The organism is Nonomuraea zeae (assembly GCF_005889725.1).
GTDB classification, from domain to species: Bacteria; Actinomycetota; Actinomycetes; order Streptosporangiales; family Streptosporangiaceae; genus Nonomuraea; species Nonomuraea zeae.
Genome location: NZ_VCKX01000044.1, coordinates 1 through 26,001, shown reverse-complemented (window position 1 = coordinate 26,001; position 26,001 = coordinate 1). Strand labels below are relative to the sequence as shown.

At 70.7% G+C, this 26,001-nt stretch carries 22 protein-coding genes and 1 pseudogene; 16 read left to right on the top strand and 7 right to left on the bottom strand.

Features of this window, described 5'->3' with window-relative positions:
• Window positions 1-150: 150 nt before the first annotated feature.
• The 8 genes from ETD85_RS16690 (at window position 151) to hisC (ending at window position 9,977) form a co-directional block, all read left to right on the top strand.
• On the top strand, window positions 151-1,671 hold the full coding sequence (locus ETD85_RS16690; protein WP_240779190.1) for a glycosyltransferase family 4 protein: 1,521 nt from the start codon (window positions 151-153) through the stop codon (window positions 1,669-1,671).
• A gap of 118 nt (window positions 1,672-1,789) precedes the next feature.
• Window positions 1,790-3,052, top strand: coding sequence for a nucleotide sugar dehydrogenase (locus ETD85_RS16685; RefSeq protein ID WP_138690625.1), 1,263 nt, complete (start codon window positions 1,790-1,792; stop codon window positions 3,050-3,052).
• Window positions 3,053-3,071: 19 nt separating this feature from the next.
• On the top strand, window positions 3,072-4,160 hold the full coding sequence (locus ETD85_RS16680) for a glycosyltransferase (RefSeq protein WP_138690624.1): 1,089 nt from the start codon (window positions 3,072-3,074) through the stop codon (window positions 4,158-4,160).
• 34 nt (window positions 4,161-4,194) lie between these two features.
• Window positions 4,195-5,988 carry a DUF4434 domain-containing protein gene (locus ETD85_RS16675; RefSeq protein ID WP_138690623.1) on the top strand — a complete coding sequence of 598 codons (1,794 nt, stop codon included), beginning with the start codon at window positions 4,195-4,197 and terminating at the stop codon, window positions 5,986-5,988.
• A 78-nt stretch (window positions 5,989-6,066) separates the two neighbouring features.
• A complete protein-coding gene (locus ETD85_RS16670) occupies window positions 6,067-6,732 on the top strand; it encodes an NUDIX hydrolase (protein ID WP_138690622.1) in 666 nt (221 codons plus the stop codon).
• A 38-nt stretch (window positions 6,733-6,770) separates the two neighbouring features.
• The gene (locus ETD85_RS16665; protein ID WP_138690621.1) at window positions 6,771-7,241 is read left to right on the top strand and encodes a hypothetical protein; all 471 of its coding nucleotides are present in this window, start codon (window positions 6,771-6,773) and stop codon (window positions 7,239-7,241) included.
• A gap of 125 nt (window positions 7,242-7,366) precedes the next feature.
• A complete protein-coding gene (locus ETD85_RS16660) occupies window positions 7,367-8,860 on the top strand; it encodes a serine/threonine-protein kinase (RefSeq protein WP_206058352.1) in 1,494 nt (497 codons plus the stop codon).
• 58 nt (window positions 8,861-8,918) lie between these two features.
• The gene (gene hisC, locus ETD85_RS16655; protein WP_206058351.1) at window positions 8,919-9,977 is read left to right on the top strand and encodes a histidinol-phosphate transaminase; all 1,059 of its coding nucleotides are present in this window, start codon (window positions 8,919-8,921) and stop codon (window positions 9,975-9,977) included.
• A 1-nt stretch (window position 9,978) separates the two neighbouring features.
• Here hisC and ETD85_RS16650 read toward each other — a convergent pair whose 3' ends face one another.
• From ETD85_RS16650 to ETD85_RS16640, 3 genes are read right to left on the bottom strand one after another with little or no spacing between them, the layout of a single operon-like run.
• The gene (locus tag ETD85_RS16650) at window positions 9,979-11,487 is read right to left on the bottom strand and encodes a hypothetical protein (RefSeq protein ID WP_138690620.1); all 1,509 of its coding nucleotides are present in this window, start codon (window positions 11,485-11,487) and stop codon (window positions 9,979-9,981) included.
• Window positions 11,488-11,515: 28 nt separating this feature from the next.
• Window positions 11,516-12,349 (bottom strand): carbohydrate ABC transporter permease, encoded by an 834-nt coding sequence (locus tag ETD85_RS16645; protein WP_138690619.1) that lies wholly within the window; start codon window positions 12,347-12,349, stop codon window positions 11,516-11,518.
• Window positions 12,346-13,227, bottom strand: coding sequence for a carbohydrate ABC transporter permease (locus ETD85_RS16640; protein ID WP_240779189.1), 882 nt, complete (start codon window positions 13,225-13,227; stop codon window positions 12,346-12,348). The genes ETD85_RS16645 and ETD85_RS16640 overlap by 4 nt, the downstream gene beginning before the upstream one ends.
• A 205-nt stretch (window positions 13,228-13,432) precedes the next feature.
• On the opposite strand from ETD85_RS16640, the gene ETD85_RS16635 reads away from it, so the two are divergent.
• Genes ETD85_RS16635 through ETD85_RS16610 form a run of 6 tightly spaced genes read left to right on the top strand, consistent with a single transcriptional unit; the run spans window position 13,433 to window position 20,139 of the window.
• Window positions 13,433-14,725, top strand: a complete 1,293-nt coding sequence (locus ETD85_RS16635; RefSeq protein ID WP_138690618.1) for an ABC transporter substrate-binding protein — start codon at window positions 13,433-13,435, stop codon at window positions 14,723-14,725.
• Window positions 14,709-15,710 carry a Gfo/Idh/MocA family protein gene (locus ETD85_RS16630; RefSeq protein WP_138690617.1) on the top strand — a complete coding sequence of 334 codons (1,002 nt, stop codon included), beginning with the start codon at window positions 14,709-14,711 and terminating at the stop codon, window positions 15,708-15,710. The genes ETD85_RS16635 and ETD85_RS16630 overlap by 17 nt, the downstream gene beginning before the upstream one ends.
• The gene (locus ETD85_RS16625) at window positions 15,701-17,293 is read left to right on the top strand and encodes a heparinase II/III family protein (RefSeq protein WP_138690616.1); all 1,593 of its coding nucleotides are present in this window, start codon (window positions 15,701-15,703) and stop codon (window positions 17,291-17,293) included. The genes ETD85_RS16630 and ETD85_RS16625 overlap by 10 nt, the downstream gene beginning before the upstream one ends.
• Window positions 17,277-18,014 carry an amidohydrolase family protein gene (locus ETD85_RS16620; RefSeq protein WP_240779188.1) on the top strand — a complete coding sequence of 246 codons (738 nt, stop codon included), beginning with the start codon at window positions 17,277-17,279 and terminating at the stop codon, window positions 18,012-18,014. Before ETD85_RS16625 ends, ETD85_RS16620 begins: the two co-directional genes overlap by 17 nt.
• Window positions 18,011-18,817: an amidohydrolase family protein gene (locus ETD85_RS16615; protein WP_138690614.1), complete on the top strand. Its 807-nt coding sequence runs from the start codon at window positions 18,011-18,013 to the stop codon at window positions 18,815-18,817. Before ETD85_RS16620 ends, ETD85_RS16615 begins: the two co-directional genes overlap by 4 nt.
• Window positions 18,814-20,139, top strand: a complete 1,326-nt coding sequence (locus ETD85_RS16610; protein ID WP_170246712.1) for a transcriptional regulator — start codon at window positions 18,814-18,816, stop codon at window positions 20,137-20,139. Before ETD85_RS16615 ends, ETD85_RS16610 begins: the two co-directional genes overlap by 4 nt.
• A 38-nt stretch (window positions 20,140-20,177) precedes the next feature.
• On the opposite strand, the gene ETD85_RS16605 is transcribed toward ETD85_RS16610, so the two are convergent.
• Genes ETD85_RS16605 through ETD85_RS16595 form a run of 3 tightly spaced genes read right to left on the bottom strand, consistent with a single transcriptional unit; the run spans window position 20,178 to window position 22,955 of the window.
• Window positions 20,178-20,918 (bottom strand): sugar isomerase domain-containing protein, encoded by a 741-nt coding sequence (locus ETD85_RS16605; protein ID WP_138690612.1) that lies wholly within the window; start codon window positions 20,916-20,918, stop codon window positions 20,178-20,180.
• A gap of 33 nt (window positions 20,919-20,951) precedes the next feature.
• Complete coding sequence (locus tag ETD85_RS16600) at window positions 20,952-22,088, bottom strand: helix-turn-helix domain-containing protein (RefSeq protein ID WP_138690611.1); 1,137 nt, start codon at window positions 22,086-22,088, stop codon at window positions 20,952-20,954.
• Between the two features lie 9 nt (window positions 22,089-22,097).
• The gene (locus ETD85_RS16595) at window positions 22,098-22,955 is read right to left on the bottom strand and encodes a fumarylacetoacetate hydrolase family protein (protein WP_240779187.1); all 858 of its coding nucleotides are present in this window, start codon (window positions 22,953-22,955) and stop codon (window positions 22,098-22,100) included.
• A 31-nt stretch (window positions 22,956-22,986) separates the two neighbouring features.
• Between ETD85_RS16595 and ETD85_RS16590 the strand changes: the two are divergent.
• Window positions 22,987-24,348 (top strand): annotated as a pseudogene (locus ETD85_RS16590) (aspartate aminotransferase family protein); the annotation flags it as partial.
• On the opposite strand, the gene ETD85_RS16585 reads toward ETD85_RS16590, so the two are convergent.
• Window positions 24,283-25,251, bottom strand: a complete 969-nt coding sequence (locus tag ETD85_RS16585; protein WP_240779186.1) for an EamA family transporter — start codon at window positions 25,249-25,251, stop codon at window positions 24,283-24,285. The pseudogene ETD85_RS16590 and the gene ETD85_RS16585 sit on opposite strands and share 66 nt — an antisense overlap.
• 233 nt (window positions 25,252-25,484) lie before the next feature.
• Between ETD85_RS16585 and ETD85_RS16580 the strand changes: the two genes are divergently transcribed.
• Window positions 25,485-25,946 (top strand): rhodanese-like domain-containing protein, encoded by a 462-nt coding sequence (locus ETD85_RS16580; RefSeq protein ID WP_138690609.1) that lies wholly within the window; start codon window positions 25,485-25,487, stop codon window positions 25,944-25,946.
• Window positions 25,947-26,001: the final 55 nt, after the last annotated feature.

Here is a 26,001-nt window from a genome sequence, read left to right as displayed (position 1 = left end):
GTGGCATCCGACGCCAGTCGTCAAGACTCCTCAAAGGTTTCCGCGAAGTCCGCCCGTGCCGGCGTCGGTGGACTTCTCAAGGGTTTCGTCCAGCACCCCCTCATCGTTTCTCGCGTCGTCGCGACGAAGGTCAAGTCCGACCCCGTCCGCGTGGCACAGGCCGCCGCCGACGCGCTCCCGCCCCGGCTGCGGCCCATCGTGGGCAGCGTCGCCTGGCCGGTCGCCCGGCGGGCCCGGCGGGCCGTGCGCAAGTTCGGCATGCGCGTGATCAGAGGGCCGTGGAACGAGGCCAAGGATCACTGGGAGGCCGGCCGGGTCACCGAGGCCGCCGCGGTGCTCGAAGCCCACACCAAATACCCCTTCGTCAAGCGGAGGGCCGCCTACTACCGGGGCGAGCTGGCCGCGATCAGCCCCAACCCGATCCCGCCCGGGCCCAAGGTCGCCATCACCGACCGGGTCGAGGGCCGGGTGCTGCACCTGGTCACGAACGCGCTGCCGTACACGCAGGCCGGTTACACCGTGCGCACCCACCGCATCGTCAGCTCGCAGAAGGCCGCCGGGCTCGACCCGCACGTGGCCACGAGCTGGGGCTGGCCGATGCTGCAGGGGCACGCGGACGCGCCGCCATTCGAGGAGATCGACGGCATCCCCTACTACCGGCTGCTGCCCGACGGGCACGGCGAGATGCCGTTCGAGATGCGCGGGCGCATGATCAAGGGCGCCGACGCGGTCACCAAGCTCGTCACCCAGCTCAAGCCGCAGGTGCTGCACGCCGCCACCGACCACCGCAACGGCTCGGTCGCCCACGCCGTGCGCGACAGGACGGGCACGCCGTTCGTCTACGAGGTGCGCGGCTTCCTGGAGGAGACCTGGGCCTCGCGCGACCCGGCCCGGGTCGGCAGCCAGCGCCACCTGCTCCAGCGTGAGCGCGAGGCGTTCCTGATGAACGAGGCGGACGCGGTCGTCACGCTGGCCGAGACGATGGCCACCGAGATCGTCGAGCGGGGCGTGCCCAGGGAGCGGATCCACCTGGCGCCCAACGCGGTGGACGACGCGCTGCTGACGGCCCACTACGACGGCGCCGCCTTCAGGGACGCCTACGGCATCGCGCCCGGAGAGATCGTGGTCGGCTCGGTGTCCAGCATCGTGGCCTACGAGGGCTTCGCCACCCTGCTGCGGGCGGCCGCGCTGCTGCGCGACCAGTCCGCCCCCGTGCGGGTGCTCATCGTGGGCGACGGCGCCGAGCGCGAGAACCTGCTGGAGATCGTCGAGGAGCTGGGCCTCACCGACGCGATCCTGCCCGGCCGGGTGGGCCCCGACGAGGCGCTCCAGGCCCAGGACGCCATCGACATCTTCGTCTGCCCGCGCGAGGACCTGCGGGTCTGCCGGCTCGTCACGCCGCTCAAGCCCGTCGAGGCGATGGCGCTGGGCAAGCCGGTGGTGCTCAGCGACCTGCCCGCGCTGTCCGAGCTGGTCGGCTCCGACGGCGCCGGGCTGCTGGTCCCCGCGGGTGATCCGGCCGAGCTGGCCGAGGCGCTCGCCGGGCTGAAAGAGGACCCTGCCAGGCGCTCCGAGATGGGGGAGGCGGGCCGCGCGGAAGTGGCGGCCAAGCGGACTTGGAGCCGCGTTGCCGAGACTTATCAAGCCCTATACCGATCTTTGGCAGAATGATGACCTTCAAGTTGGCTGTCTCTTCTGACGGGTTCGCGCGCATTAGGCGTGAGCTAGGTGGACTTGAGATAGCCTTTGCCACCATGAAGTGTTGTTTCCGGCTCCCTAAGGCACAGCTGTGACAGAAATCGACTTGGCTGTCATCGGCCTGGGCTACGTCGGCATGCCGCTCGCCAAAGAGGCGGTGGCCGCCGGCCTGCGGGTCGTCGGCGTGGACGTCGACCCCCGGAAGGTCGACGCGCTCAATGCCGGGCAGTCCTACATCGATGACCTGACCGACGCCGACCTCGAGCACATGCTGAACAACGGCTTCAGCGCCACGCTCGACGAGTCCGTGCTGGCCAGGAGCAACACGATCGTCATCTGCGTGCCGACCCCGCTGGACGAGGACCACCGCCCGGACCTGTCCGCGGTGGAGGGCGCGACCAAGACCGTCGCCCGCAACCTCAGCAAGGGCACGCTCGTCGTCCTTGAGTCGACCACGTGGCCGGGCACCACCGACGAGGTGGCCAGGCCGCTGCTGGAGAGCAGCGGGATGGTCGCCGGCGAGGACTTCCACCTCGCCTTCTCGCCGGAGCGCATCGACCCGGGCAACCCCAAGTTCGGCCTGCGGAACACCCCCAAGGTCGTGGGCGGCTTCACGCCGACCTGCCGCGACCGCGCGACGGCGTTCTACAAGCAGTTCATCGAGCAGGTGGTGCCGGTCAGCGGCACTCGCGAGGCCGAGATGGCCAAGCTGCTGGAGAACACCTACCGCCACGTCAACATCGCCCTCGTCAACGAGATGGCGATCTTCTGTGACGAGCTCGGGATCGACCTGTGGGAGTCGATCGAGGCCGCGGCCACCAAGCCGTTCGGCTTCCAGAAGTTCCTGCCGGGGCCGGGCGTGGGCGGGCACTGCATCCCCGTCGACCCGTCGTACCTGTCGTACACGGTGCGCAAGCTCGGCTACCCGTTCCGGTTCGTGGAGCTGGCGCAGGAGATCAACGAGCGGATGCCGTCCTACGTGGTGGCCCGGGTCCAGCGGTTGCTGAACAGGCATAAGAAGCCCGTGAACGGCGCGAGAGTGGTTATGCTCGGCGTCACCTACAAACCGGATATCGCCGACGAGCGCGAGACCCCGGCTCTGCCTGTGGCGCGTGCGCTGCTGGAGCTGGGAGCCGAGCTCTCGTTCGTCGATCCGTATGTCAAGGAGTGGTCCGTCGACGGCACCCCGGTGCCGCGAGAAGATGATCTGGCCGAAGCGGTGGTCAACGCCGACGTGACGCTGCTCATGCAGCAGCACGCCGCGTTCGATCTCGTCATGGTCGAGGCGAAGGCCAAGCTCGTGCTCGACACCCGCGGCGTTCTCGCCGAGGGTGAACGCGTCGAGCGGCTGTAGCGACGGAGGGCTGCGCGCAGTGCACGTGCTCGTCATGACGGTGGTGCATAACCCCGAGGATGCGAGGATCCTGCATCGGCAGATCCGTGCCCTTGTGGATGCCGGTCATGAGGTCACGTACGCCGCCTCGTTCACCGCGCACGGCGTCGTACCCAGACCTTGGGTCACCGGGGTGGACCTGCCTCGCGCCGCGCAACGCAAGCGCATGGCCGGGGTGTGGGCCGCCAGGCGGTTGTTCAAGCGCATGCGGAACAAGGTCGACGTCGTCCTCATCCACGACCCCGAGCTGCTGTTCGCGGTGTGGGGCGTACGCAACGCGCCGCCCGTGGTGTGGGACGTCCACGAGGACACCCCCGCCACGCTCTCGCTCAAGCCGTGGCTGCCGTCGCTGCTGCGGCCGCCGGTACGCACGCTCGCGCGCATGCTCGAAGGCGCCGCCGAGCGGCACATGCACCTGCTGCTCGCGGAGACCGCGTACGCCGGCCGGTTCAAGCACGCGCACCTGATCGTGCCGAACGAGACCTGGGTGCCCGACTCCGTGACGCCGCCGGGCGACGACCGCGTGGTCTACCTGGGCTGGCTGTCCAGGGCCAGGGGCGTGTTCGAGGCGATCGAGGTGGCCAAGCTGCTGCAGCCGTACCGCGTGGCCGTTGAGCTGATCGGGTACGCCGACCCGCAGAGCCGCCCGGTGCTCAACCAGGCCGTCACCGACGGCCTGCTGGAGTGGCGCGACTTCATGCCCAACGACGAGGCGCTCAAGCGGCTCGACGGGGCCCTGGCGGGGCTGTCGCTGCTGCACGACGAGCCGAACTACCGGCACTCGATGCCGACGAAGATCGTCGAATACATGGCGCACGGCATCCCGGTCATCACCACCCCGTCGCCGCGCGCGGTCGAGCTCGTGGAGCGCTACGACAGCGGCGTGGTGGTGCCATGGGAGGACCCGAAGGCGGTCGCGCAGGCGGTGCTGACGCTGCGGGACGACGTGCGGGAGCGGCGCGCGCAGGGCGCCCGCGGCTATGCGGCGGCCCGTGCCAACCATCACTGGCCCAACTCGGCCAAGAGGTTCGTGTCCCAGTTGGAGTCGTGGGCCGGAGTCACGCGATAACGGTTCTCAGTCGAGGGTGAGTAGGTTACCGAACGTGCGCTGGCTCTTCCTGGTCGTGGGCGCCGCCATCCTGGCAGTGGCCGCCGCCGTGGTCATCGTCCTGCCGCAGTCGTCCGACGAGCCGGTCGTCAAGGTGGCGCAGTCGGCCAAGCCGAAACCGGCCACGACCGAGCCGACGCCCCAGGTGAGCGAGATCACCGACCGCTGTGGAACGTTCGAGACCAAGACGCGCGCCTCCTACGCGGTCACCGGCTACTGGATCACGCCCAAGTCGAACCCCTGCACCTGGCGCAGCCAGCTGGAGGAGATCCACAGCGTCGGCGGCAACACGATCATCAGGATCGGGTACGGCCTGCAGTTCCGCACCGTCTCCGACGACGGCCAGATCCTGGCCAAGGACGGCACGGTCGACCCGTTGTACAAGCCGTGCGAGGAAGACGGGCTGACCTGCAGCGAGGCGGCCCTGCGCGACCTCAGGGAGGCCAACCCGGGCAACCGGATCGGCCGCACTTACGTCTACCGGACCGACGAGTCGTTCGGCAAGGACCTGTTCCGCTGCGCGGGGATGGAACGCAGCATCGAGGTGGGCAACCGGATCTACTACCGGCTCATCACCCAGGCCGACGGCTCCGACGACGCCACCTGCGACTTCAGCCGCAAGGCGGCGTCGTACGACATGATCCTGGTGGCCGGCTCGGCCACGGACAGCCTGAGCAAGCTGCTCGACCTGGCCGACCAGTTCGGCATGCAGGTCTTCCCCGCGCTGCCGCTCGCGCCGCGCGACTCGAAGACGCCGATCAGGGCCGAGAAGCGGCACCTCGGCACCCTGACCACGCTGACGCGCCGCATCCTCCAGGACTACGGCGTGCGCTTCGCCGAGCGCGCCTCGCTGGGCGGCGTCTACCAGCCGTTCGAGGTCCAGATGGCCGACACTCTGGCCTCCAACCCGACGCTTGAGGTGTACGCCGACCAGCACACGATCGTCGAGCAGGAGCTGGGCAAGCCCATCCTGATCAGCCCCTACCTGGACGCGCGCAAGCGGGTGGCCTTCGGGCAGACCCCCAAGCAGGTCGCCGCGGCGTTCAAGGCGCTGGCGAAGACCGGGGTCGGCATCATCGCGCCGCAGGACAGCCGGGGCACCGGCAAGGTGGGCCTGTTCTGGCCGGACGAGCGTGACAGCGAGGTGGACGAGCGCCTGCGGCCGGTGGTGGGCGAGTCGACGTACGAGACCGCGTACCACGGGTCCACGCGCGACTACTACCGGGAGATGGCGGCGGCCCGCGAGGAGATGGTCCAGGCCGGTTACCAGGTGCAGCTCTGGGCGAACGTCGAGGCGTTCGAGCCGTCGGGCAAGGAGCCGTGCGCCCCGCAGGGCACGCGCGGCAAGACCGACAAGAAGCGCCTGGACCAGGCCGTGACGATGGCCGGCCGCTACGTGCAGAAGATCGTCTCCTACATGTGGAGCGACTTCATGACCTGCGGCCAGCCCTCGCTGGAGAAGGAGATCACCTCGGACTGGCAGCGCCCGATCGCGGTGGACGCGATCAGGCGGGCGCGCGACGTCCAGGACGGCCTTGAAGTGCGCGGCTACAACCTCAAGGACGGCACGGTCACCGTCGAGTGGTCGGGCGGGACCAAGGACCTCGTGGTGTCCGCGGTGGGCTGGCTGGACGAGGACCCGCTGGAGGAGCTGCCCGACGGGATGTCGACGGCCTGGGTGCCGTTCGACTGGAGCCAGGTGCAGGCGGGGGAGTGGGTCAAGATCGGCGTGAAGCTGCCGTCCGGCCAGGCGGCGAGCGAGCCCTTGCACGTGCGGATCGTCACATAACCCGGCCGGGCCGGCCCGCGGCCCCGGCGCCCGCGCACCGTTCGCTCGCCACGCGGGACTGCGTGTAACGTGCCGTCCATGGTCCCGAGCGTCCCGGTCAGCGTCGACCTGGTGGTGCTCACCGTGCGTAACCACGCGCTGAGCGCCCTGGTGTGGCGCCGCGACAACCCACCGTTCCTGCGGCGCTGGTCGCTGCCCGGCGGCTTCATCCAGCTCGACGAGGATCTTCCGGCCGCCGCCCATCGCATCCTGGGCGAGCGGGCCGGCCTTCCGGGGGCGCCGGTGCACCTGGAGCAGCTCCAGACGTACGGCTATCCCGACCGCGACCCCCGCCAGCGCGTCCTGAGCGTCGCCTACCTGGGCCTGGCCCCCGACCTGCCGGCCTCGGAGAAGGCGCACATGAGCTGGCAGGCGGTCGACTCACTCGCGGCCATGGCCTTCGACCACCGCCGCATCATGCTGGACGGCATCGAGCGGGCCAGGGCCAAGCTGGAGTACACCTCGCTGGGCGCGGCCTTCTGCCCGCCCGAGTTCACGGTCGCCGACCTGCGGCGGGTCTACGAGATCGTCTGGGGCCGCGTCCTCGACCCGCGCAACTTCCACCGGAAGGTCACCAAGGCCGAGGGCTTCCTGCTGGAGACCGGCGCCACCACGACCAGGGACGGCGGCCGCCCCGCCAAGCTCTACCGCCGCGGCCCGGCCGAGCTCCTCCACCCGCCCATGCTCCGCAGCCTCAAGGAGTGACCGTGGCGGGACGACCCTCCCGATGGCACTCTCGATCCGTGACTTCAGGGGGCCGGGCGTCGGTCGGAGCGTTGTCCATCCTGCTGTTCGCCGTGCTGATCGTGGCGTTCGCCGCGTTCACCGTCGCCTCGCTCGACGTGGAGCCCGCCGCGGAATCCACCGAGACGGCCGCGACGCCCACCGGTGGCGGGGCGGTCGCGCCCAAGACCGCGCCCTGGACCCGGGGCGTCGATCCCCTCCTGCCGCACACGCTGGTGGTCGGCGTGGACATCGAGCCGGGGACCTACACCTCACGGGGCCGGGCGGCGGGCGGCAATCCCAATCTCCAGTGCACCTGGGCCAGGCTGCGCGGGCTGTCGGGCGCGGGCGGCGACGTGATCGACTCGGGCGCGGGCTGGGGCCAGGTGACCGTCACGATCCTGGCCACGGACAAGGGCTTCGTGACCGGCGGCTGCGCCGAATGGGTGGGCCCGGCCCCGCCTCCGGAGGGCCCCAGTCTCAAAGAGTGACCTATGATCACGAACCGGTGACGCTCGCCCGCATTCCCCCGTACGATCGGATTTGCCCAGCCCGCCGGTGAAATCGACAGGAGGCGACGGATGGCCGGAGCGCCAGAGACGCCCTGGGCGGCGCGGTGACGCTGCTCGCGAACCGCTATCGGCTGGTGTCCCAGCTCGGGCAGGGCGGCATGGGCACGGTGTGGCGGGCGATGGACGAGCTCCTCCGCCAGGAAGTGGCGATCAAGGAGGTACGCCTCCCGCCCGACCTCGACGAGGCGTCCCGCGCCGAGATGACCGACCGCACGCTGCGGGAGGCGCGGGCCGCGGCGGCGCTGCGCTCCCACCCCTCCATCGTCACCGTGCACGACGTGGTGCTCGACGACGGCCGCCCGTGGATCGTCATGGAGCTGGTCCGCGGCCGCTCCCTCGACCGGGTGCTGCGCGACGAGGGGCCGCTGCCCGCGCGCAGGGTGGCCGAGATCGGCCTGCGGATGCTCGACGCCCTCTCGGCCGCGCACGCTTCGGGCGTCATGCATCGCGACGTCAAACCCGCCAACGTCATGCTCGCCGAGGACGGGCGGGTGCTGCTGACCGACTTCGGCATCGCGACCATCGCCGGGGACACCGCGCTCACGCAGACCGGGTTCCTGACCGGCTCGCCCGGCTACATCGCACCGGAACGCCTGCGCGGGGAGTCGGACGGCCCGCCCGCCGACCTGTGGTCGCTCGGCGCGACGCTCTTCGCGGCGGTGGAAGGCGGCCCGCCCTTCGCCCGCCAGAACGAGGCCGCCGTGCTGGCGGCCGTGCTGATGCAGGAGCCCGCCCCCTTCCGGCTGGCGGGCCCGCTGGCGCCCGTGCTGACCGCGATGCTGGAGAAGGATCCGGCCGCCCGCTGCTCCTCGCAGGAGGCGGCCGGATGGCTGGCGGAGATCTCGCGTGGCTCCCACGTCACAGTCCCGTCCGCGCGGTACAAGCGCCCGCCGGCGCCGCGCCGCCGGCGCCGGCGGGTCGTCCTGGGCGGCGCGCTCGCCGTGGTGCTGACGGCGGCGGCGGGGGTGGCGGTCACCGTGCAGATGTTCCCGAAGCTGGCGTTCGTGATCGTCGGGGCGTTCGCTCCCAAGCCCACCTACCACGTTCCGTCGCCGGCCTCCCGCACGCCCGAGCCCGAGCCCGAGCCGCTGATCGGCGACGGCTTCGAGGCGTGCGACCTGCTGACCGGCACGCAGGTGCGCGCGCTGCTCGGCGGCACGCCGCGGCGCCAGTGGCTCACCGACACCGCGTGCATGTGGTACGGGCAGGACGGCACCAGCCTGAGCCTGCTGACGATGCGCTCGCCGAACGTCTCGGGGGCCTCCTTCGGCTACAAGTTTCAGGTCGACTCCATGAAGGACGAGCCGAAGCGCTCCGCGGGCACCAAGCTGCGCAAGGGACCGGACCGGGGTGACGAGGCCTACAGCTACACGAAGCCGAGGCCCGGCTGGCCGCGCACCAACTACAACACGAAGGTCCTGTTCCGGATGTCGAATGTCGTCGTGACCATCGACATCACGATCAAGCGCTCCGGTTTCACCACCGCCGACCGGGCGGCCGAGCTGGTCGAGACGGCGCTCGGCAAGCACCGCGAGTAGCCGGGAGCCGGTGGGACCGGATGATGCCGCATCCCCGCGCGCCTCTTAAGGTTGAGCCATGCCTCGTTTCCGCCAGATCCTGGACACAATGCCCGCCTACAAGCCGGGGAAGGCCGTCGTGGCTCCGGACGGCAGGTCGTACAAACTGTCTTCCAACGAGTCGCCGTACGGCCCGCTTCCGTCCGTGGTCGAGGCGATCGCCGAGGGGGCGCGGGAGGTCAACCGCTACCCCGATCCCGGCGCGGTCCGGCTGACCGAGGCCATCGCCGCGCGCTACGCCGTCCCGCCCGAGCACATCGCGCTCGGCGCCGGCTCCGTCACGGTGGCGCAGCAGCTCTTCGAGACGGTGGGCGAGCCCGGCGTCGAGGTGGTCTACGCGTGGCGCTCGTTCGAGGCCTACCCGCTGCTCGCCGACCTGTCCGGGGTCACGTCGGTCCAGGTGCCGCTGGCGGGTGAGGACCACGACCTGGACGCCATGGCGGCGGCGATCACCGACAGGACGCGCATGGTGCTCGTGTGCAACCCGAACAACCCCACGGGCACCGCCATCCGCCGCGGCGCGCTGGAGGCGTTCCTCGACCGGGTGCCCGAGCGCGTGCTGGTGGTGCTGGACGAGGCCTACCGCGAGTACATCCGCGACGAGGACGTCCCCGACGGCATCACCCTCTACCGCGACCGGCCGAACGTCTGCGTGCTGCGCACGTTCTCCAAGGCCTACGGGCTGGCGGGGCTGCGGGTCGGATACCTGATCGCGCACGAGCCCGTCGCGACGGCCGTGCGCAAGACGATCATCCCGTTCGCGGTCAACCACCTGGCGCAGGTCGCCGCCGTCGCGTCGCTGGCGGCCGAGGACGAGCTGCTGGAGCGGGTCGAGCGGGTGGTGAAGGAGCGCACCAGGGTCCGCGAGGCGCTCATCGCCCAGGGCTGGACGGTGCCGCCCACCGAGGCCAACTTCGTCTGGCTCCGGCTCGGTGAGCGCACCCTCGACTTCGCCGCGGCCTGCGCCGTGGAGGGCGTGGCGGTGCGGCCGTTCGCGGGGGAAGGCGCCCGCGTGTCGATCGGCGATCCGGAGGCCAACGACGCCTTCCTCGCCGCGGCGGGCGCCTTCCGCGAGTGAGCTACTTGCGGGCCTGCCAGTTGAGGTAGGCGACCGACAGCAGCGTGGAGCCGTACTGCGACTGGACGGCGTGGTCGTCGTAGACGGCCCGCGCGTGCGTGAACAGCTCCGTGTCCCACTGGGCCACCGGCATGAAGCGCGGCGCCTGGAGGTACTGCCCGGCGGCGGCCAGGCCGCCGGTGCCGTCCACCCGCAGGAAGGTCGTCGCGACGCCGTTGTCGGTGGTGGCCATGTTCTTGGTGTAGCTGCGGGCGAAGCGGCCCATGTCGCGCCCGGTGAAGCCGAGGCCCCACCGGTGCGCCACGGCGGCGAACTCGACGTCGATCCCGCCATGGCTGAGGTCCTCGCCCTGCTGGGCGCCCTTGGGCGGCGAGCCGTAGGACGGGGTCCACTCGGAGACGCCGTCGGCCTTGGTGTAGCCGCTGTAGAGCTTGCCGAAGCCGGGCCAGTACGGCCAGTAGAAGGCGTCCTTGTCGTTGACCTTGAGGTCGCGGGCGAACGTGGTGGCCAGCCGGCGGGTGCGGTCGCGGAAGAGCGGCTCGCCGGTGGCCGCGGCCAGCTCGGCGTAGGTCTGGCCGAGCGCGACGCTCTGGTTGATGGGCTGCTCGACGCCGTCGTAGGGGACGGGCATGCCCTTGGGCCAGATGTAGTAGCCGTCGGCCACCCATTCGGGGTCGTGCGCGGCCGCGGCGGCCCGGCACGCCTCGACGTACTGGGCGGCCTTGGCGCGGTAGCGGGCGTTGGCGCGCAGGCGCGGGTTCTGGTGGATGATCCGGGCGAAGGACGCGAGCGGGTAGGTGATCATGCCGGTGTGCACCGAGAAGATCACCGGCGCGGCGGCCAGCTTGAACGTCCCCAGCGCCGGCGTCGCCGCACCCGAGGGCGCGGGCCGCAGGTCTTTGGCCGTCACCATGGTCGGCGACGGGTAGGCGTCGAAGATCCGCTTCACGGCGTAGTCGGGGCTGTCCGGATCCATGGTCAGGTCGGTGAAGGTGGACACCTTGGCCTTGACGGGGTTGTTCACCTCCAGGGTGAAGCGGCCCTCCGAGGTGCCCGCCCGTATGACCGCCACCGCGTCGTTGACGTTGGTCAGCGCGCTGCGCACCTCCAGGAGCGGCTGCCCCGACGCGTCGAGCAGGCGCACGCCGCCCGCGCTGTAGCTGAGGCTGCGCCAGGCGGGCAGCGACTGGCCGCGGTAGTCGGTGACGCCGCGCTCGGAGTCGCGGCTGGCCAGCACCAGGTCCGCGTTGTGGATGAGCCGGTCGAGGTAACGGGTGTCGCGGTAGGCCTCGTACATCCGGACGTAGGCGGCCAGCACGTAGGACGCGCCCCAGCCGAGACCGCCGGCCTCGTTGGTGTCCGTGGGCTGCCCGACCGCGCCGCTCTCGTGGAAGAGCTTGTCGAACAGGTCGAACGTCTCTCGCGCGGTGTAGTCGTACGGCTCGCTGGAAGCGGCGGCGAGGGCGCCGGTCGCGAGCACTCCGATGCCGAACTGTCTGCGGGTCAACATCTGTTGGTTCACCTTTCCCGGCGGCGCGTCAGCTCTTGACCGCGCCGCGCATGCCTTCCAGGACGTGGCGTTGCATGATCATGAAGAAGACGACCACCGGCAGAATCGAGATGATCGTCCCGGCCGCCAGGCTGCGGACGTCGGTGCCGGTGATCCCGGCGAGATAGGCGATCCCCAGCGAGATGGGATAGAGCGAGGAGTCCTTCAGCACGACCATCGGCCAGATGAAGCTGTTCCAGACCGAGATGAAGCCGAAGACGCCGAGGATGGCGAGCGTGGGCCGGGCCGCGGGCAGCATGACGTGCCAGAAGATGCGCAGCTCATGGCATCCGTCGGTCCTGGCGGCGTCGACCACCTCGCGGGGCACCCCGGCGAAGGTCTGCCTGAGCAGGAAGATCCCGAACGCCGAGAGCAGGCCGGGCAGGATCACGCCCAGGTAGCTGTCGGCCATCCCGATCTGGGACACGACCAGGAACCTCGGCAGCAGCATGACCTCGCCGGGCATGAACATGGTGGCGAGGATCGCGAAGAAGATCAGGCTCCGGCCGCGGAAGGCCATCTGCGCCAGCGGGTACGCGCACAGGGCCGACACCAGGATGTAGAGCGGCACCATCACTGCCACGAGGAACACCGAGTTGAGCAGGTAGCGCGGGAACGGGATGGCCGTCCACGCCTCCTTGGCCCAGGTGAGCACGGGGGGACGGGGGATGATGTCCGGCGGGAAGGAGAAGACGGCCTGGCCCGACGGCTTCAACGCCGCCGACAGCAGGATGAGGAAGGGGCCGACGAAGACCAGGGCGATCGCGGTCAGCAGGACGTACATGCCGACGCGGCGGGTCCACCAGGCGAGCCTATGAGTCAACGCCCATCCTTCTTTCCGCTGGTGAGCCGGTAGTTGAGCAGGGCCATCACGATCAGCAGGATCCACAGGACGAGGCCGACGGCGCTGGCGTAGCCCATGTCGTACTTCTCGAACGCCTCGGACCAGATGTAGTAGCCGAGCATCAGGGTCGCGTCCTGGGGGCCGCCCTGGGTCATCACGAAGACGGTGGTGAACGCCTGCATCGCGTCGAGCATGGCCATCGTGATGGCGACCGCGATGTAGGGGACCATCAGCGGGACGGTGATGCGCCGCATCCGGTGCCAGGCGTTGGCGCCGTCGATCTTGGCGGCCTCGTAGAGGTCGGACGGGATCGTCTGGAGGCCCGCGAGGTAGATCATCATGTAGACGCCCATGTTCTTCCAGCCCTCGACCAGGATCAGCGCGGGCAGCGCCCAGACGGGGTCGAGGAGATACTGGATGGGCTCGTCCAGGATGCCGAAGCCGGTGAGCAGCCAGTTGACGACGCCCTGCTGGTGGAAGACGTAGTTCCAGGCCACCGCGACCGCGACCATCGAGGTCACGACCGGCAGGTAGTAGAGCATCCGGAACGTCTTGATGCCGGGCAGCTTCTGGTTGATCAGCACCGCCAGCGGCAGCGGGATCACGACGAGCAGGGGGAACAACCCCACGAGGAACACCAGCGAGTTACGCAGCGCGGTCCAGAACCGGCCGTCGTCGAGGATCTTGACGAAGTTGTCCAGGCCGGTGAAGACGGGCGGGCTGACACCGTCGTAGTCGGTGAACGAGAGCTGGAGCGCGGTCACGGCCGGCCAGGCGAAGAACACCCCGAACAGCACCAGAGCCGGTATGGGGAAAAGGTACGGCGTGTACCAGCGCTGCCCTGGAATCCGGCTCACGGCCACTGACTTCACATCCTTCAGGGTTAATAGTGATGTCCATAGCCTTGATAAAGACTGGCCAGAATGTGAGCCGAAGCCTATAGACGGCAAATCTCGACCGTCAAGACTCCATCAACCAGGGATCCTTGACGCATCCCCGGATCAAGTGGCAAGGTGCCGAAAGAATTATTAGGGACGGCCAAAATCCCGGTGGAGGTTCTCGGTGCTGAAGAGAAGGGCCTTAGGCGCGAGCGTGCTCGCGCTGGCTCTGCTGTCGTCCGGCTGTGTGGCCGGAACCTCGGGTGGCACGTCCGCGGTGGCGGACGACCAGCCGTTCGAGGGCGAGGTCGAGTTCTGGACGATCAACCTGAAGAAGAACTTCGGCGCCTACGTCGAAGGGCTGATCGCCCAGTACCAGAAGGAACACCCCAAGGTCACCATCAAGTGGGTCGACGTACCGGGCCAGGACATCGCGACCAAGCTGCTCGCGGCCGTCGCCAGCGGTGACGTCCCCGACGCGGTCAACATCGCCTCCACCGATCTCGGCCGCTTCGCTCCGTCGCTGGCCCCGCTCGACGACCTGATCAAGCCCGCCGACCTCGCCGACTTCCAGCCGAACCTGGTCGAGCCGCTGCGTGTGGCGGGCAAGCTGTACGCCGTGCCGTGGTACAACGGCGGCGCTCCCGTGGCCATCTACCGCAAGTCCGTCGTGACGAAGGCCGGCTTCGACGAGAAGGCCCCGCCGAAGTCCTACGCCGAGGCCCTCGCCCTGGCGGACAAGGTCTACGCCGAGACCAAGGTCTACGGCAGCAACGACGTCCCCGGCATCAACGCGGCCTCGCTGCTGCGCTACTACGGCATCGAGCTGCTGAGCTCCGACAAGAAGAAGGCGGCGTTCAACACGCCGGAGACCGCCGAGCTGCTGGCCACGTTCAAGCAGAGCTACGACAAGCACGGCATCGCGCCGGGCGCGGTCTCCAAGGACGTCAGGAACTACCCGCAGAGCCTGGAGAACGGCCAGCTCGCGATGGTGGCGAGCGCGGCGGCGGCGACGCTGGTCAACGTCCAGAAGAACGCCCCGGACGTCTACAAGGACCTGGTCGTCACCGAGCCCGTGCAGACCAAGACCGGCGGATACCTGCTGCTCGCCCAGCAGACCGTGGCCATCCCCAAGGCGTCGAAGCACCAGCGCGCGGCGGCCGAGTTCGTCAAGTTCTTCACCAACGGCGCCAACCAGCTCGCCTTCTGCAAGCTGGTGCCGATCTACCCCTCGACGATCTCCTCCACCAAGGACGCCTACTTCGCCGACGTCACCGGTGACGAGCCGGTGGACGTGGCCCGCAAGGTGATCGTCCAGGGCCTGCCGAAGCTGGAGTACGTCCCCCTGGGCACGCCCAAGGACACCGAGCTGGCGGAGTCGCTGGCCGAGGAGATCAGGGCCTTCCTCCAGGGATCCAAGAGCGCCAAGGAGGCGCTCGACGCCGCAGAGAAACAATGGAATGACGCACTTGCCTAAGCTCAGAGTAGGGATCGTCGGGGCCGGGATCATGGGTCGCGGCCACGCCGAGGTCCTGGCCGCCCACCCGGACGCCGAGATCACCGCTGTCGCGCGGCGCGCACTCGACGCCGCGCCGCAGGCGGCCGTCTACCCCGGCTACCGCGAGCTGCTGGACTCCGGCACCGTCGACGCCGTGTCGATCACCACCCCCGACCACCTGCACGCGGACGTGATGGTGGCGGCGGCGGAGGCCGGGGTGCACATCCTGGTCGAGAAGCCGTTCACGACCACGGTCGAGGACGCCGATCGCTCCGTGGCCGCGATCCGGCAGGCGGGCGTCACCGCGATGTGCCTGTTCAACCACCGCTGGGTGCCCGCGTACGCGCAGGCCAAGCAGCAGATGGAGCTGGTCGGCGAGCCGGTCGTGGGCTACGCCCGCAAGGACGACACCATCTACGTGCCCACCGAGATGATCGGCTGGGCCGACCAGACGACCTGCGCCTGGTTCCTGTCGAGCCACGACATCGACCTGGTGACGTGGCTCTATGACGACCACGTGGTGGAGGTGTACGCCACCGCCCGTCACGGCAAGCTGCGCGGGATGGGCATCGACACCCCGGACGCGATGCAGATCCAGGCCCGATTCAGCCGCGGCGCCGTGGCCACCTTCGAGTCGGCCTGGATCTACCCGAACACCTTCCCGACCATGGTCGACAGCTACATCACGGTGGCCGGCGAGTCGGGCGTCATCCAGCTCGACCGGCAGAAGGAGAACATCCAGCTGGCCACCGAGAAGTCCTACTCCTACCCGCGCAACATGCTCCAGCGGGTCGTGCACGGCATCCCGGCCGGCGCCTACCGCGACGCGATCCACCACTTCGTGGACTGCGCCCGCACCGGCGCCGAGCCGCTGGTCAGCGTGGAGAGCTCGCGGCACGTGACCGCCGTGCTCGCCGCCGCGCACGAGTCCGCGCGTACGGGACGACCGGTGCCATGTCTGTAGAGAAGGCGCCGCATGTGCACCCCACCCGCATGCGGCACATCACCGACGAGGACCTCCTCGCCGCGCTCGGCACGCGCGACGTCGCCGAGGCCAGGGCCTGGCGGTGGCGGCGGCCGGTCCCCGCGGCGCTCGGCGCGGAGGGCGCGGACGCCCTGCTCGGGATCGAGGCCGACTTCCTGGACAAGGGCCACGGCCGCTCGCTGCTGTACGGCTTCCACTACCTGCGCTGGATGACCCCGCTGGTCACGGCCTACGCCGAGACGGGCGACCCCCGTTACGCCGCCGAGTGGGACCGCCTGTTCAGCCAGTGGTACGCCGACCGCGACCGGGTCGAGGGCGACTGGCCCGGGCTCGACGTGGTCTGGTACTCGCTCGGCGTCCGCGCCCGCGCCATGTACGTCATCGAGGCGCTGGCCGTCTTCGCCGCCGAGCCCGCGCTGAGCGACGAGTGCTGGCTGCGGATGATGAAGACGGTCATCGGCGGCGCCAGGTGGTCGGCCGAGGAGCACGACGAGTTCCGCCACGGCAACTGGCAGTTCGTCAACGCGTGCGAGCTGCTGCACACCGCCAGGGTGCTCGCCGACCTCCCCGAGGCCGGGCAGTGGGCCGAGGTCGCCATGGCCCGCGTCCTGGAGCACCTGGAGCGCGACGTGCGTGCCGACGGCGGTCACCACGAGCGCTCGCCCAGCTACCACCTCATGTGCCTGGACAACCTCGAACGGGCCGTGGCCGTGGAGCCCTCGCTCGGGGAGCACCCCCGCCACCGGGCCATGCACCACTGGCTGTCGGTCCTCGCCACCTCGGGCGGCTGGGTGCCGCACCTCCAGGACAGCGGCCTGATCTGGCCCGAGGGCGTGCGGCCGGTCGAGGGCTCGCACAACCTGGAGGCCAGCGGCTACGCGACCTTCCGCCACGGGCACTTCCACACCGTCGTCAACTACGGCCCGTACGTCGGGCACGAGCTGGAGCCGCACAGCCACCACGCGGCGCTCGACTTCGTGCTGACGGGCTGGGGCGTGCCGCTGGCCTGGGAAGGTGGCGGCCCGCCGTCCTACGACGACCCGGGCTACTACGACTGGTACCAGGCGACCCGGTCGCACAACACGCTGCTCGTGCCGGGCGAGGACTACACCGAGGACCGCCGCGCCGCCTGCGACGTGTTCTCCGTCTCCGAGCAGGCCGACGTCTTCGCCGGGCACCACCACGGCTACAGCGCGCGCCACGACCGCAGGATCGTGTTCGTCAAGGGCGACGAGCCGTACTGGGTCGTGACCGACACGATCGACGCGGACGCGGTCTGGCAGATCCACGGCCTGTCGCCGTGGGTGGAGCGCGACGGCGGGTTCGCCGGCACCAAGGGCCCGGGCATCCTCGTGGTGCCCCTGGAGCCGCCCGACGCGGTGCTGCACGGGACGGGTCCCGCCAGGATCCCGGACCCGGCCACCAGGACCGCCGAGTACGGCGAGATCCACTCGCTCGGCCTGCGACGGGCCGACGGCAGATTCACCGTCGGCATCTTCCCGTACCAGGACGAGCCCCCCTCGATTCCCCATGATTGGACGGTTCATGCTGATCGACGCTGACGCGATGCTCGGCCGCTATCCCCGCAGGGACGTGGGCACGGGCTCGATCACGGAGGCGCTGGACAGGATGGACCGCTTCGGCATCGCGGAGGCGGTGGTCAGCCACACCCTGTCGTGGCTGCACGACCCCGCGACGGGCAACAGGGAGCTGCTCGGCCTGGTCTCCGGCCAGCCGAGGCTGCGTCCCTGCTGGGTGATGCTGCCCGGCACCTGCGGTGAGACCGGCACGCCCGCCGAGTTCGTGCGCGCCGCGCTGGAGAGCGGGGTGTGCGCCGTGCGCGCCTACCCCGCCGACCACGGCTACGACCTCGCGGGCGCCGACTGCGCCGCCATGCTCGCCGCCATCGCCGAAGCCGGGCTGCCGCTGCTCATGGACGCGGCCCAGACCGGCTGGCCGGCCGTGGAGTCGGTCGCCACCGCGCACCCGGAGCTGCGGATCGTGATTGGCGCGATCGGTTACCGCCAGCTCAGGCAGGTGGCCGGGGTGCTCGCGCGCACCGCCAACGTGTACCTGGGGCTGGCCAACCTGTCCTCGCACTGCGGGCTCGAATGGCTCGTCGAGCGCTACGGCGCGCGCCGCCTCGTCTTCGGCACGGGGGCGCCGGTCAGGGATCCCGCCGAGGCGGTCACCCGGCTGCTGTGGGCGGAGCTCGACGACGGAGCCGTGGCCGCCATCGGCGCCGGCACCCTGCAGGGCCTGCTGCCCGTGGGTGCGGCATGAACGCGATCACGTCCGCGCTGTGGCAGCGGCGCCCGCAGAGCAGCGTCAGGATCGTCGACGCGCACGCCCACTCCGGCCCCTACAGCCTGTTCTTCATCCCGGAGTCGTCCCCCGGCGCGATGGTCAGGGTGATGGACAGATGCGGCGTGGCGCACGCCGTCATCTCCAGCCACCTGGCGATCCAGCTCGACGCGGCCGCGGGGAACGCGGCCACCGCCGAGGCGGTCGACCGCGCGCCGGACCGCTTCACCGGATACCTGACGATCAACCCCTGGCAGGACCCCGACGGCGAGCTGGAGAAGTGGGCGGCGGATCCGCGGTTCGGCGGCATCAAGCTGCACCCCGACCTGCACGACTATCCGCTCACCGGCAGGCGCTACGCTCGCGTGTGGGAGTTCGCGCAGCGCACGGGCTGCCCGGTGCTCACCCACACCTACGACGGCTCGCCGTACAACGACCTGGACGAGGTGGACGCGGTCGCGTCCGAGCACCCCGACGTGGTGATCATCGGGGGCCACGCCGGCGCGACCCCGCTCGGGTTCGAGCGGGCCATCGAGGTGGCGCAGCGGCGGCCAGGGCTGATCCTGGAGGTGTGCGGGTCCTTCAACACCGGCCCGGACATCGCGAGGATGGTGCGGGAAGTGGGGAGCGGCCGGGTGGTGTACGGATCCGACTTTCCGTTCATCGATCTTCGTATCTCTCTGGGAAGGGTAATCTTCAGTGGCCTCGCAGAGAGGGACCAAACCGAGGTGCTCGGTGCGACGATGACCCGCCTGCTTCAGTGGAGATCCGGACTGGGGTGATCAAGATCATGGATCGGCTGCGTTCCGAGTCGCGGTCGAGGGTGGCGATCGGGGTCGTGGGACCGCACGATCTCGTCGAACAGATCATGATGATCGGCGCCGACCTGCCGGCCGCGGCAGACTGGCGGCTGGTCGGCGCGCCGCATGCCGAGGAGCACGAGACCTTCGAGAAGTTCTCGCGGATCGCCGACAGCATCGACGTGGTCCTGTTCACCGGGCCGCTCCAGCACGACCTGGCCAGGCAGGCGGGCGAGCTGCCGGTCCCGGCCACCTACGTGCCGATGAGCGGGGCCAGCCTGTACGCCAGCCTGCTGCGCGGGGTGCTCGCCCACGGGATCGACCCGGCCAGGGTGAGCATCGACTCGCTGCCCGCCTCCGACGTGGACGAGGCCTACGGCGAGATCGGCGTGAGCACCACGGGCGTGCACCTGTCCGAGTACGACCGGCCGGAGTCGGCGCGCGGCTTCAGCGCGTTCCACGAGCAGCTCCACCGCCAGGGCGCGACCACCGCGGCGCTGACCACGATAAGGAGTGTGGCCAACAAGCTGACCGCCGCCAAGGTGCCCGTGCTGCGCCTGCTCCCGACCTCCCACACGCTGCGCCTGGCACTCAACACCGCCGCCCTGCTCGGCACCGGCAGCAGGCTGGAGGAGGCGCAGATCGCCATCGTGATCGTCGAGCTCGCCGCCTCGGCCAAGCCCAGCTACTCCGGCCCGGGCAACTACTGGCAGCAGGAGCTGAAGCTGTCGCTGCACCGGTCGCTGCTCGCCGACGCGCGGCTGATGGGCGCCACCGTGGTCCCGCGCGACGAGAACAGCTACGTCATCACCGCCACCGTCGGCGCGCTCGGCCAGGCCACCGACGGGTTCAGGGTGGCGCCGTTCATGGACCGCATCAGCTCGGACGCCGGGGTGCCCGTCGAGGTCGGCATCGGGCTCGGCAGCACGGCCCGCGACGCCGACGCCAACGCGCTGGCGGCCGTGGAGAAGGCGCGCAACGCCGGGGCCGCCGCCGCGTACCTGGTCGGAGGAGACGGCACCGTGCTGTCGCTGCCGGTGCGCAGGCGCAGGCGGCAGGAGAGCGAGCCGATCGTCGCCAGCAAGGCGGCCAAACTGCTCGACCGGCTGGTCGAGCGGCTGCAGGACGGCGACACGATGGTGGTCGACGCCGAGGTCGTGGCCGACGTGCTGTCGGTCTCGCCGCGCAGCGCCCGCCGGGTGCTGCAGAGCCTGGCGGAGGAGGGCCTGGCCTGGCCGATGCCTCCGGTCAAGGGCGCCCAGGCGGGCCGGCCCCGCCAGCTCTACCGGCTCGTACGGGGCTAGCCGGTCAGGCGTAGGCGCGGCCCGTACGGGGTTGGCGGTCAGGCGTCGCCGAGGCGTACGCGCGGCCCGTACCTCTCCAGCAGCCGGGCGTTGTGCGCGTCCCCGCCGGGGGTGTTGGCCGACTGGAAGACGGGCGGCTGCTCCCCGGCGGCGAGGAACCGGCCGACGACCTCGGCGACCAGGAGCTGCGCGGCCAGCACGCCGGTGAGGGTCGAGACGCCGCCGGTCGTGCCGCCGCCCGGCAGCGCCATCGCCGCGTCACCGTACGGCGCGCCGTTGTCGATGACGACGTGGGCCAGGTCCGCCAGCCGCTCCTCGACCGCCACCTCGGCGGTGTGCGCGCGGGAGGTGATGGCGATCAGCCCGTGCCCGCGCCGCACCGCGAGACGGGCCATCTCGACGATGGCCGCGTTGCCGCCGGAGTTCGAGATGATCACGAAAACGTCCCCGGGCCGGATGTGGGCCAGCTCCCAGACGCGTTCGGCCAGGCCGGGCTCGCGCTCGATCTTCGGGTCGAGCAGGTCGCGCGGCGCGGTGCCACCGTAGTAGGCGAGGTCGCGCAGGCCGAGCTGGTTGACCGGCACCAGCCCGCCCGCCCGGCCGGTCAGCTCCAGCGCGACCGACCGCGAGTGACCGGTGCCGAACGCCTGGAGCACCCCGTCCGCCCGCAGCGAGTCGAAGACCAGCGCACCGGCCCGTTCGATCGCGTCGCGCTCCTCGGTGAGCAGCCGCTCCACGGCCGCTCTGGCGATGGGCGCGTACGCGCTCTGGTCGATCACGAATCCTCCAGCAGGTCTAGGTGGGGCGAACGATCATGATTCGGGACGGAGCCCGGCCCGGCGGTATTCGGTGGGGGAGCAGCCGACGTGCCGCCGGAACGCGCCGCGCAGGGCCTTGGCGGTCGGGTAGCCGGTGTGCGCGGCGATCACGTCCACCGGCAGCGCCGAGGTGGCGAGCAGCCGGCGGGCGTGCCGCAGCCGCAGCCCGGTCACGTGGCGCAGGAACGTCGTGCGGCGCTCCTCGGCGAACAGGTGCGAGATGTAGTACGGGCTGGCGTTCACCGCCGCCGCCACGGTCGCCAGGCGCAGCCCCGGATCGGTGTAGTGCTCCGCCAGGTACGCCTCCGCCAGCGCGAGCACGTCACGGCGCGGCGCGGGCGGCATCAGCCGGCCCAGCGTCTCCCGCAGCCACATGTGCAGGTAGGAGCGTTCGTGGATGTCGCCGACCATGATGATGTCCTCGATCGGCAGCCGGGCGCAGGCCTCGACCCAGTCCGTCGTCCCGTCGGCCAGCCGGGCCCGGTTGACCACGTCCACCACGAAGAGCAGCTGGCCGATGAGCCAGTTGCGCAGCGTGCGCGGATCGACGCCGGGCTCCTGGGCGCACCTGTCGACCCACCCGGCCAGCAGCCCCGCCGCGCCGTTGCGGTCCCCGGCGCGTACCCGCCTGGTCAGCTGCTGCTCGATGCGTACCGGAGGCGTGAGCGCCGTGCTCTCGTGCGGGCGCGGCGACGACGCCGGCCAGGCGCTCTCATGCGGAGCCGGCGCGGCGCCCTCGTCCACGGGCGGCGCGATCACCCGGTCGCCGCCGAGCACCAGCTTGTAGTCGTTGACCTGCCTGGCCGCCCGCTCGGCCGCGCCGGAGCCGAGGCTGGGCGCGCCCAGGCTGACCGTGGCCGTCCACGCCGTCTCGCGGACGATCCGCGCCCGCAGCTCCTCGGCCAGCTCCCGCGCGTCGGTCATCAGCGCGCCGGGGTCGGCGCCCGTCAGCACGACCAGCCACTCCTCGGGCGGCAAGGAGTGGCACGTCGCGTCGATGCGGGTGCTCGTGGCGGCACGCACCGCCTGGTCGGCGTGCCGTAGCTGGTGGCGCGCCCAGGTCTGGCCCCGGGCCTGCTCGGAGGCCATGAAGTCGTCGATGTCCACCAGGGCTGCTACGGCGTAGGTCATGCCACTACTTTAGGCGGACCGAAATTTGACCGTATTTACGAGTGTGCCGATTCCCGCCACCGTGGCCCGCATGGTGTCGCCGTCCTTGAGCGGGGCGATCCCGGCGATGGTGCCGGTGGCGATGAGGTCGCCGGGCATCAGCGTCATGCCGTCGGACAGGTCGGCGATGAGGCGGGGCAGGCCGAAGACCATCTGCTTGGTGTTGGCCCGCTGCCTGATCTCGCCGTCCACCTCCAGGGTCAGCTCCAGCTCCTGCGGGTCGGGCACCTCGTCCACCGTCGCGAGGTACGGGCCCGTGGGCGCGAAGGTGTCGAAGCCCTTGGACTGGTCCCACGGCACGTTGCGGGAGATGTTGGCCAGCTGCAGGTCCCTGGCCGTCATGTCGTTGATCACGGTGTATCCGGCGACGGCCTCGCGCCACCGCTCCTCCGGCAGGTCCCTGGTCACCTTGCCGATGACCACCGCCAGCTCCACCTCGTGCTCCAGATGGCGGGTGCGGGTGGGGGCGACGACCGGCTGGTTGTGGCCCACGAGCGCGGACGGCGGCTTGAAGAACAGCACCGGCTCCGGCGGCACCTCCAGCCCGCTCTCGTCCGCGTGCTCCTGGTAGTTCAGCGCCAGGCAGCAGATCTTCGTGCAGGTGGCCACCGGCGGCTCGAAGATCACCGCGTTCTCGTCCAGGGTGGGGCCGTCGAGCCCGGCCACGAGTTCGGTCAGGCGGTCGAGCCCGTACGAGTCCAGCGCCGCCACCGGATCCGATCCGGGGTCGGATCCAGGGTTGGATCCGGAGTTGGAGCCGCGGCCCGGGCCGAGTGCTGAGCCGAGGCCGGCCAGGCTCACCAGCTCGCCGGCCGCGCGCAGGGCCACCAGTTCGACAGGGCCGGCGGGTGTGCGCCGAATGCGTCCAAGAAACATGTCCATAAGCCCATCAAGGCCCTGTGACCTCCACAAGCACCGATATTTGCGCTTACGACCCGCTTCTTGCGCTCTTTCTTGTGGCCGGGCTGCCTGTCACCGTTTGATGGTCGGCATGACCCGGACTCTGGACGTCAGCCGCGACCTCTACACCACCGCCCAGCGTTACATCGCAGGTGGCGTCTCCAGCGACGCCCGCAGGACCGCCGGCGTGCCGCTCTACGTGGACAGGGCGTCGGGGGCCCGGCTCTGGGACGTCGACGGCAACACCTATCTCGACTACGTGCTCGGCCAGGGCCCCGCGCTGCTCGGCCACTGCCCGCCCGCCGTGGTGGAGGCCGTCTCCGCGCAGGTGGCCAGGGGCATCGTCTACTCCGCCCAGCACGCCGCCGAGGCCCGCGTCGCCGAGCGGTTGTGCGCGATGGTGCCCTCGGCCGAGCGCGTCCGCTTCAACACCGTCGGCTCGGAGGCCGCGCACGCCGCCTGGCGCCTGGCGCGCGGCTTCACGGGCCGTCCCAAGATCCTCAAGTTCGAGGGCCACTACCACGGCTGGCTCGACCCGGTCCTCTACAGCGTGCACCCGTCCCTGGACGACGCGGGCCCGCAGGACCACCCGCGCCCCGTCCCCGGCACCGCGGGCCAGCCGCCGGCCGCCGACCTGGTGATCTGCCCCTGGAACGACCTGGACGCGCTCGCCCGGATCATGGACGAGCACGCGGGCCAGATCGCGGCCGTCGTCACCGAGCCGGTGCTCTGCAACACCGGCGCCATCGAGCCCGACCCCGGCTATCTCCAGGCGGTGCGCGAGCTGTGCGACCGCCACGGCAGCCTGCTGATCTTCGACGAGATCATCACGGGCTTCCGGCTCGCTCCTGGCGGCGCGCAGGAGTACCTCGGCGTCAGCCCCGACCTGTCGGTCTTCGGCAAGGCGATGGCGGGCGGTATGCAGGTGTCCGCGCTGGCGGGCCGGGCGGCCGTGATGGACGCGATCTCCTCGGGCCGGGTCGCGCACGCGGGGACGTTCAACTCCCAGCCCGTGGGCATCGCCGCCGCCGAGGCCACCCTGCGCATCCTGGACGAGCAGCGCGAGGAGGTCTACGGCACCCTCTACGCCCGGGGCCGGCAGCTCATGACCGGTCTGCGCGAGGCGGCGGCCAAGGCGGGAGTGCCGATGCTGGTGGACGGGCCGGGGCCGGTCTTCCAGACGTACTTCACCGACGCGCCCGCCGTGCGTGACTACCGCGACTTCGCCAGGACCGACCGCGCCATGATGGGCCGCCTACACGCCGCGCTGCTCGACCGCGGGGTCAACATGGTGCCGCGCGGGCTGTGGTTCCTGTCCACCGCTCACACCGAGGCCGACGTCGCCGCCACCGTCGACGTCTTCGAGGACGCGTTGCGGTCCCTTCCGCTCGGTTGAGATCACCAGCGCCACGCCGGCCAGGATGACGAGGCCGCCGACGACGACCTGAGTCGTGATCGGCTCGTGCAGCACGAGCGCGCCGAGCGCGACGGCCACGGCCGGGTTGACGTAGGCGTAGGTGGACACCAGCGAGATGGGGGCGTTGCCGAGCAGCCACGAGAACGCGGTGAAGCCGATCAGTGACCCCACCAGGACCAGGTAGGCCAGCGCCAGCCAGGACCTGGTGGTCACGGCCGACAGGTCGAGCCGCTCGCCGGAGCCCAGGCCGAGCACCAGCAGCCCGGCGCCGCCCACGAACATCTCGATGGCGCTGGTGGCCAGCGCGTTGGCGGGCATCTCGATCCGGCTCGACAGGAACGAGCCCACGGCCCACGACACCGAGGCCAGCAGCACCACCACGATCCCGACGCTGCTGCCGCCCTCGGCGCCGGTCAGGGACAGGGCCGCGACGCCGCCGAGCCCGACCAGCACGCCCGCCAGCGTGAGGATCTTGGGGCGGTCGCGCACGACGAACCTGAACACGACCAGCCACAGCGGGACCGAGGCCACCAGGAGCGCCGCCAGGCCGGTGGAGATGTACTGCTCGGCCACCGCCAGCATCCCGTTGCCGGTGGTCAGCAGCAGGACGCCCACGAGGGCCGCGCCGAGGAACTGCTTGCGCGACACCTTGAAGGCGGCCGGACCCGACCGCACGAGCAGGAACCCGGACAGCAGCGCGGCGGCGGTGACGAAGCGCATCGCGGCGCTGAGCACGGGAGGTATCGACTCGATCGCGATCCCGATCCCGAGATAGGTCGAGCCCCACACCACATAGACGATGGCCAACGCGCTCCAGACCAGGAGTGGAGCACGGCTGTCAGTAGTGTTTGCCCTCATGGCTAATGGACGATACAGGCTGGGTCCGACGATTTCCGGCGGGTATCGGACATTGGAACTTGGCGGGATATTATCGACAGTCGGCTTTCGCGCCACTTCCGGGGTCTTCTGGGCGGTTGGCAGGATCGGTCAGGCCATCGAGTCCACCGAGCAACGCCCGCCAAGACAGGAGCACCAGGCCCATGTCCGCAGTCACCGCAGTCTCGCCCGCAGGCAACGCCGCCGCCCTGGCCCACTTCGCCGCCCGGCTGTCCTTCGAGACCGACGTCTCCGACGTGGCCGCCGACCTGGCCGCCGCCGTCCCCGGGCTCGTCGTCGTCGACTCGCGCAGCAAGGAGAGCTGGGACCAGGGCCACGTCGAGGGCGCGCTCCACCTGCCGACCGCCGAGATCGGGGCCAGGGCCGCCGGCCTGATCCCGGGGGAGGCCACCGTCGTCACCTACTGCTGGGGCCCCGGCTGCAACGGCGCGACCCGGGCCGCCCTGGAGTTCGCCAGGCTCGGTTACCGGGTGAAGGAGATGATCGGCGGCTTCGAGTACTGGGCCAGAGAGGGCTTTCCCGTGGAGACCGGCGCCGGCACGGTCACCCGGCATCCGGTGGACGCGCTCACGGCGCCGGTGTCGGGCATCGCCTGCGCCTGCTGATCCCAACCCCGGGAACCCCCTGCCGGCGCCTTCAGCACCCCCCACAGCCCCGCGC

Bases quoted from the DNA above. Each gene is read 5' to 3' on its own strand.
- ETD85_RS16670 (WP_138690622.1), top strand. From the start codon at position 6,067: ATGGTCCCGAGCGTCCCGGTCAGCGTCGACCTGGTGGTGCTCACCGTG.
- hisC (WP_206058351.1), top strand. From the start codon at position 8,919: ATGCCTCGTTTCCGCCAGATCCTGGACACAATGCCCGCCTACAAGCCG.
- ETD85_RS16650 (WP_138690620.1), bottom strand. From the start codon at position 11,487: ATGTTGACCCGCAGACAGTTCGGCATCGGAGTGCTCGCGACCGGCGCC.
- ETD85_RS16630 (WP_138690617.1), top strand. From the start codon at position 14,709: ATGACGCACTTGCCTAAGCTCAGAGTAGGGATCGTCGGGGCCGGGATC.
- ETD85_RS16625 (WP_138690616.1), top strand. From the start codon at position 15,701: ATGTCTGTAGAGAAGGCGCCGCATGTGCACCCCACCCGCATGCGGCAC.
- ETD85_RS16620 (WP_240779188.1), top strand. From the start codon at position 17,277: ATGCTGATCGACGCTGACGCGATGCTCGGCCGCTATCCCCGCAGGGAC.
- ETD85_RS16615 (WP_138690614.1), top strand. From the start codon at position 18,011: ATGAACGCGATCACGTCCGCGCTGTGGCAGCGGCGCCCGCAGAGCAGC.
- ETD85_RS16600 (WP_138690611.1), bottom strand. From the start codon at position 22,088: ATGACCTACGCCGTAGCAGCCCTGGTGGACATCGACGACTTCATGGCC.
- ETD85_RS16580 (WP_138690609.1), top strand. From the start codon at position 25,485: ATGTCCGCAGTCACCGCAGTCTCGCCCGCAGGCAACGCCGCCGCCCTG.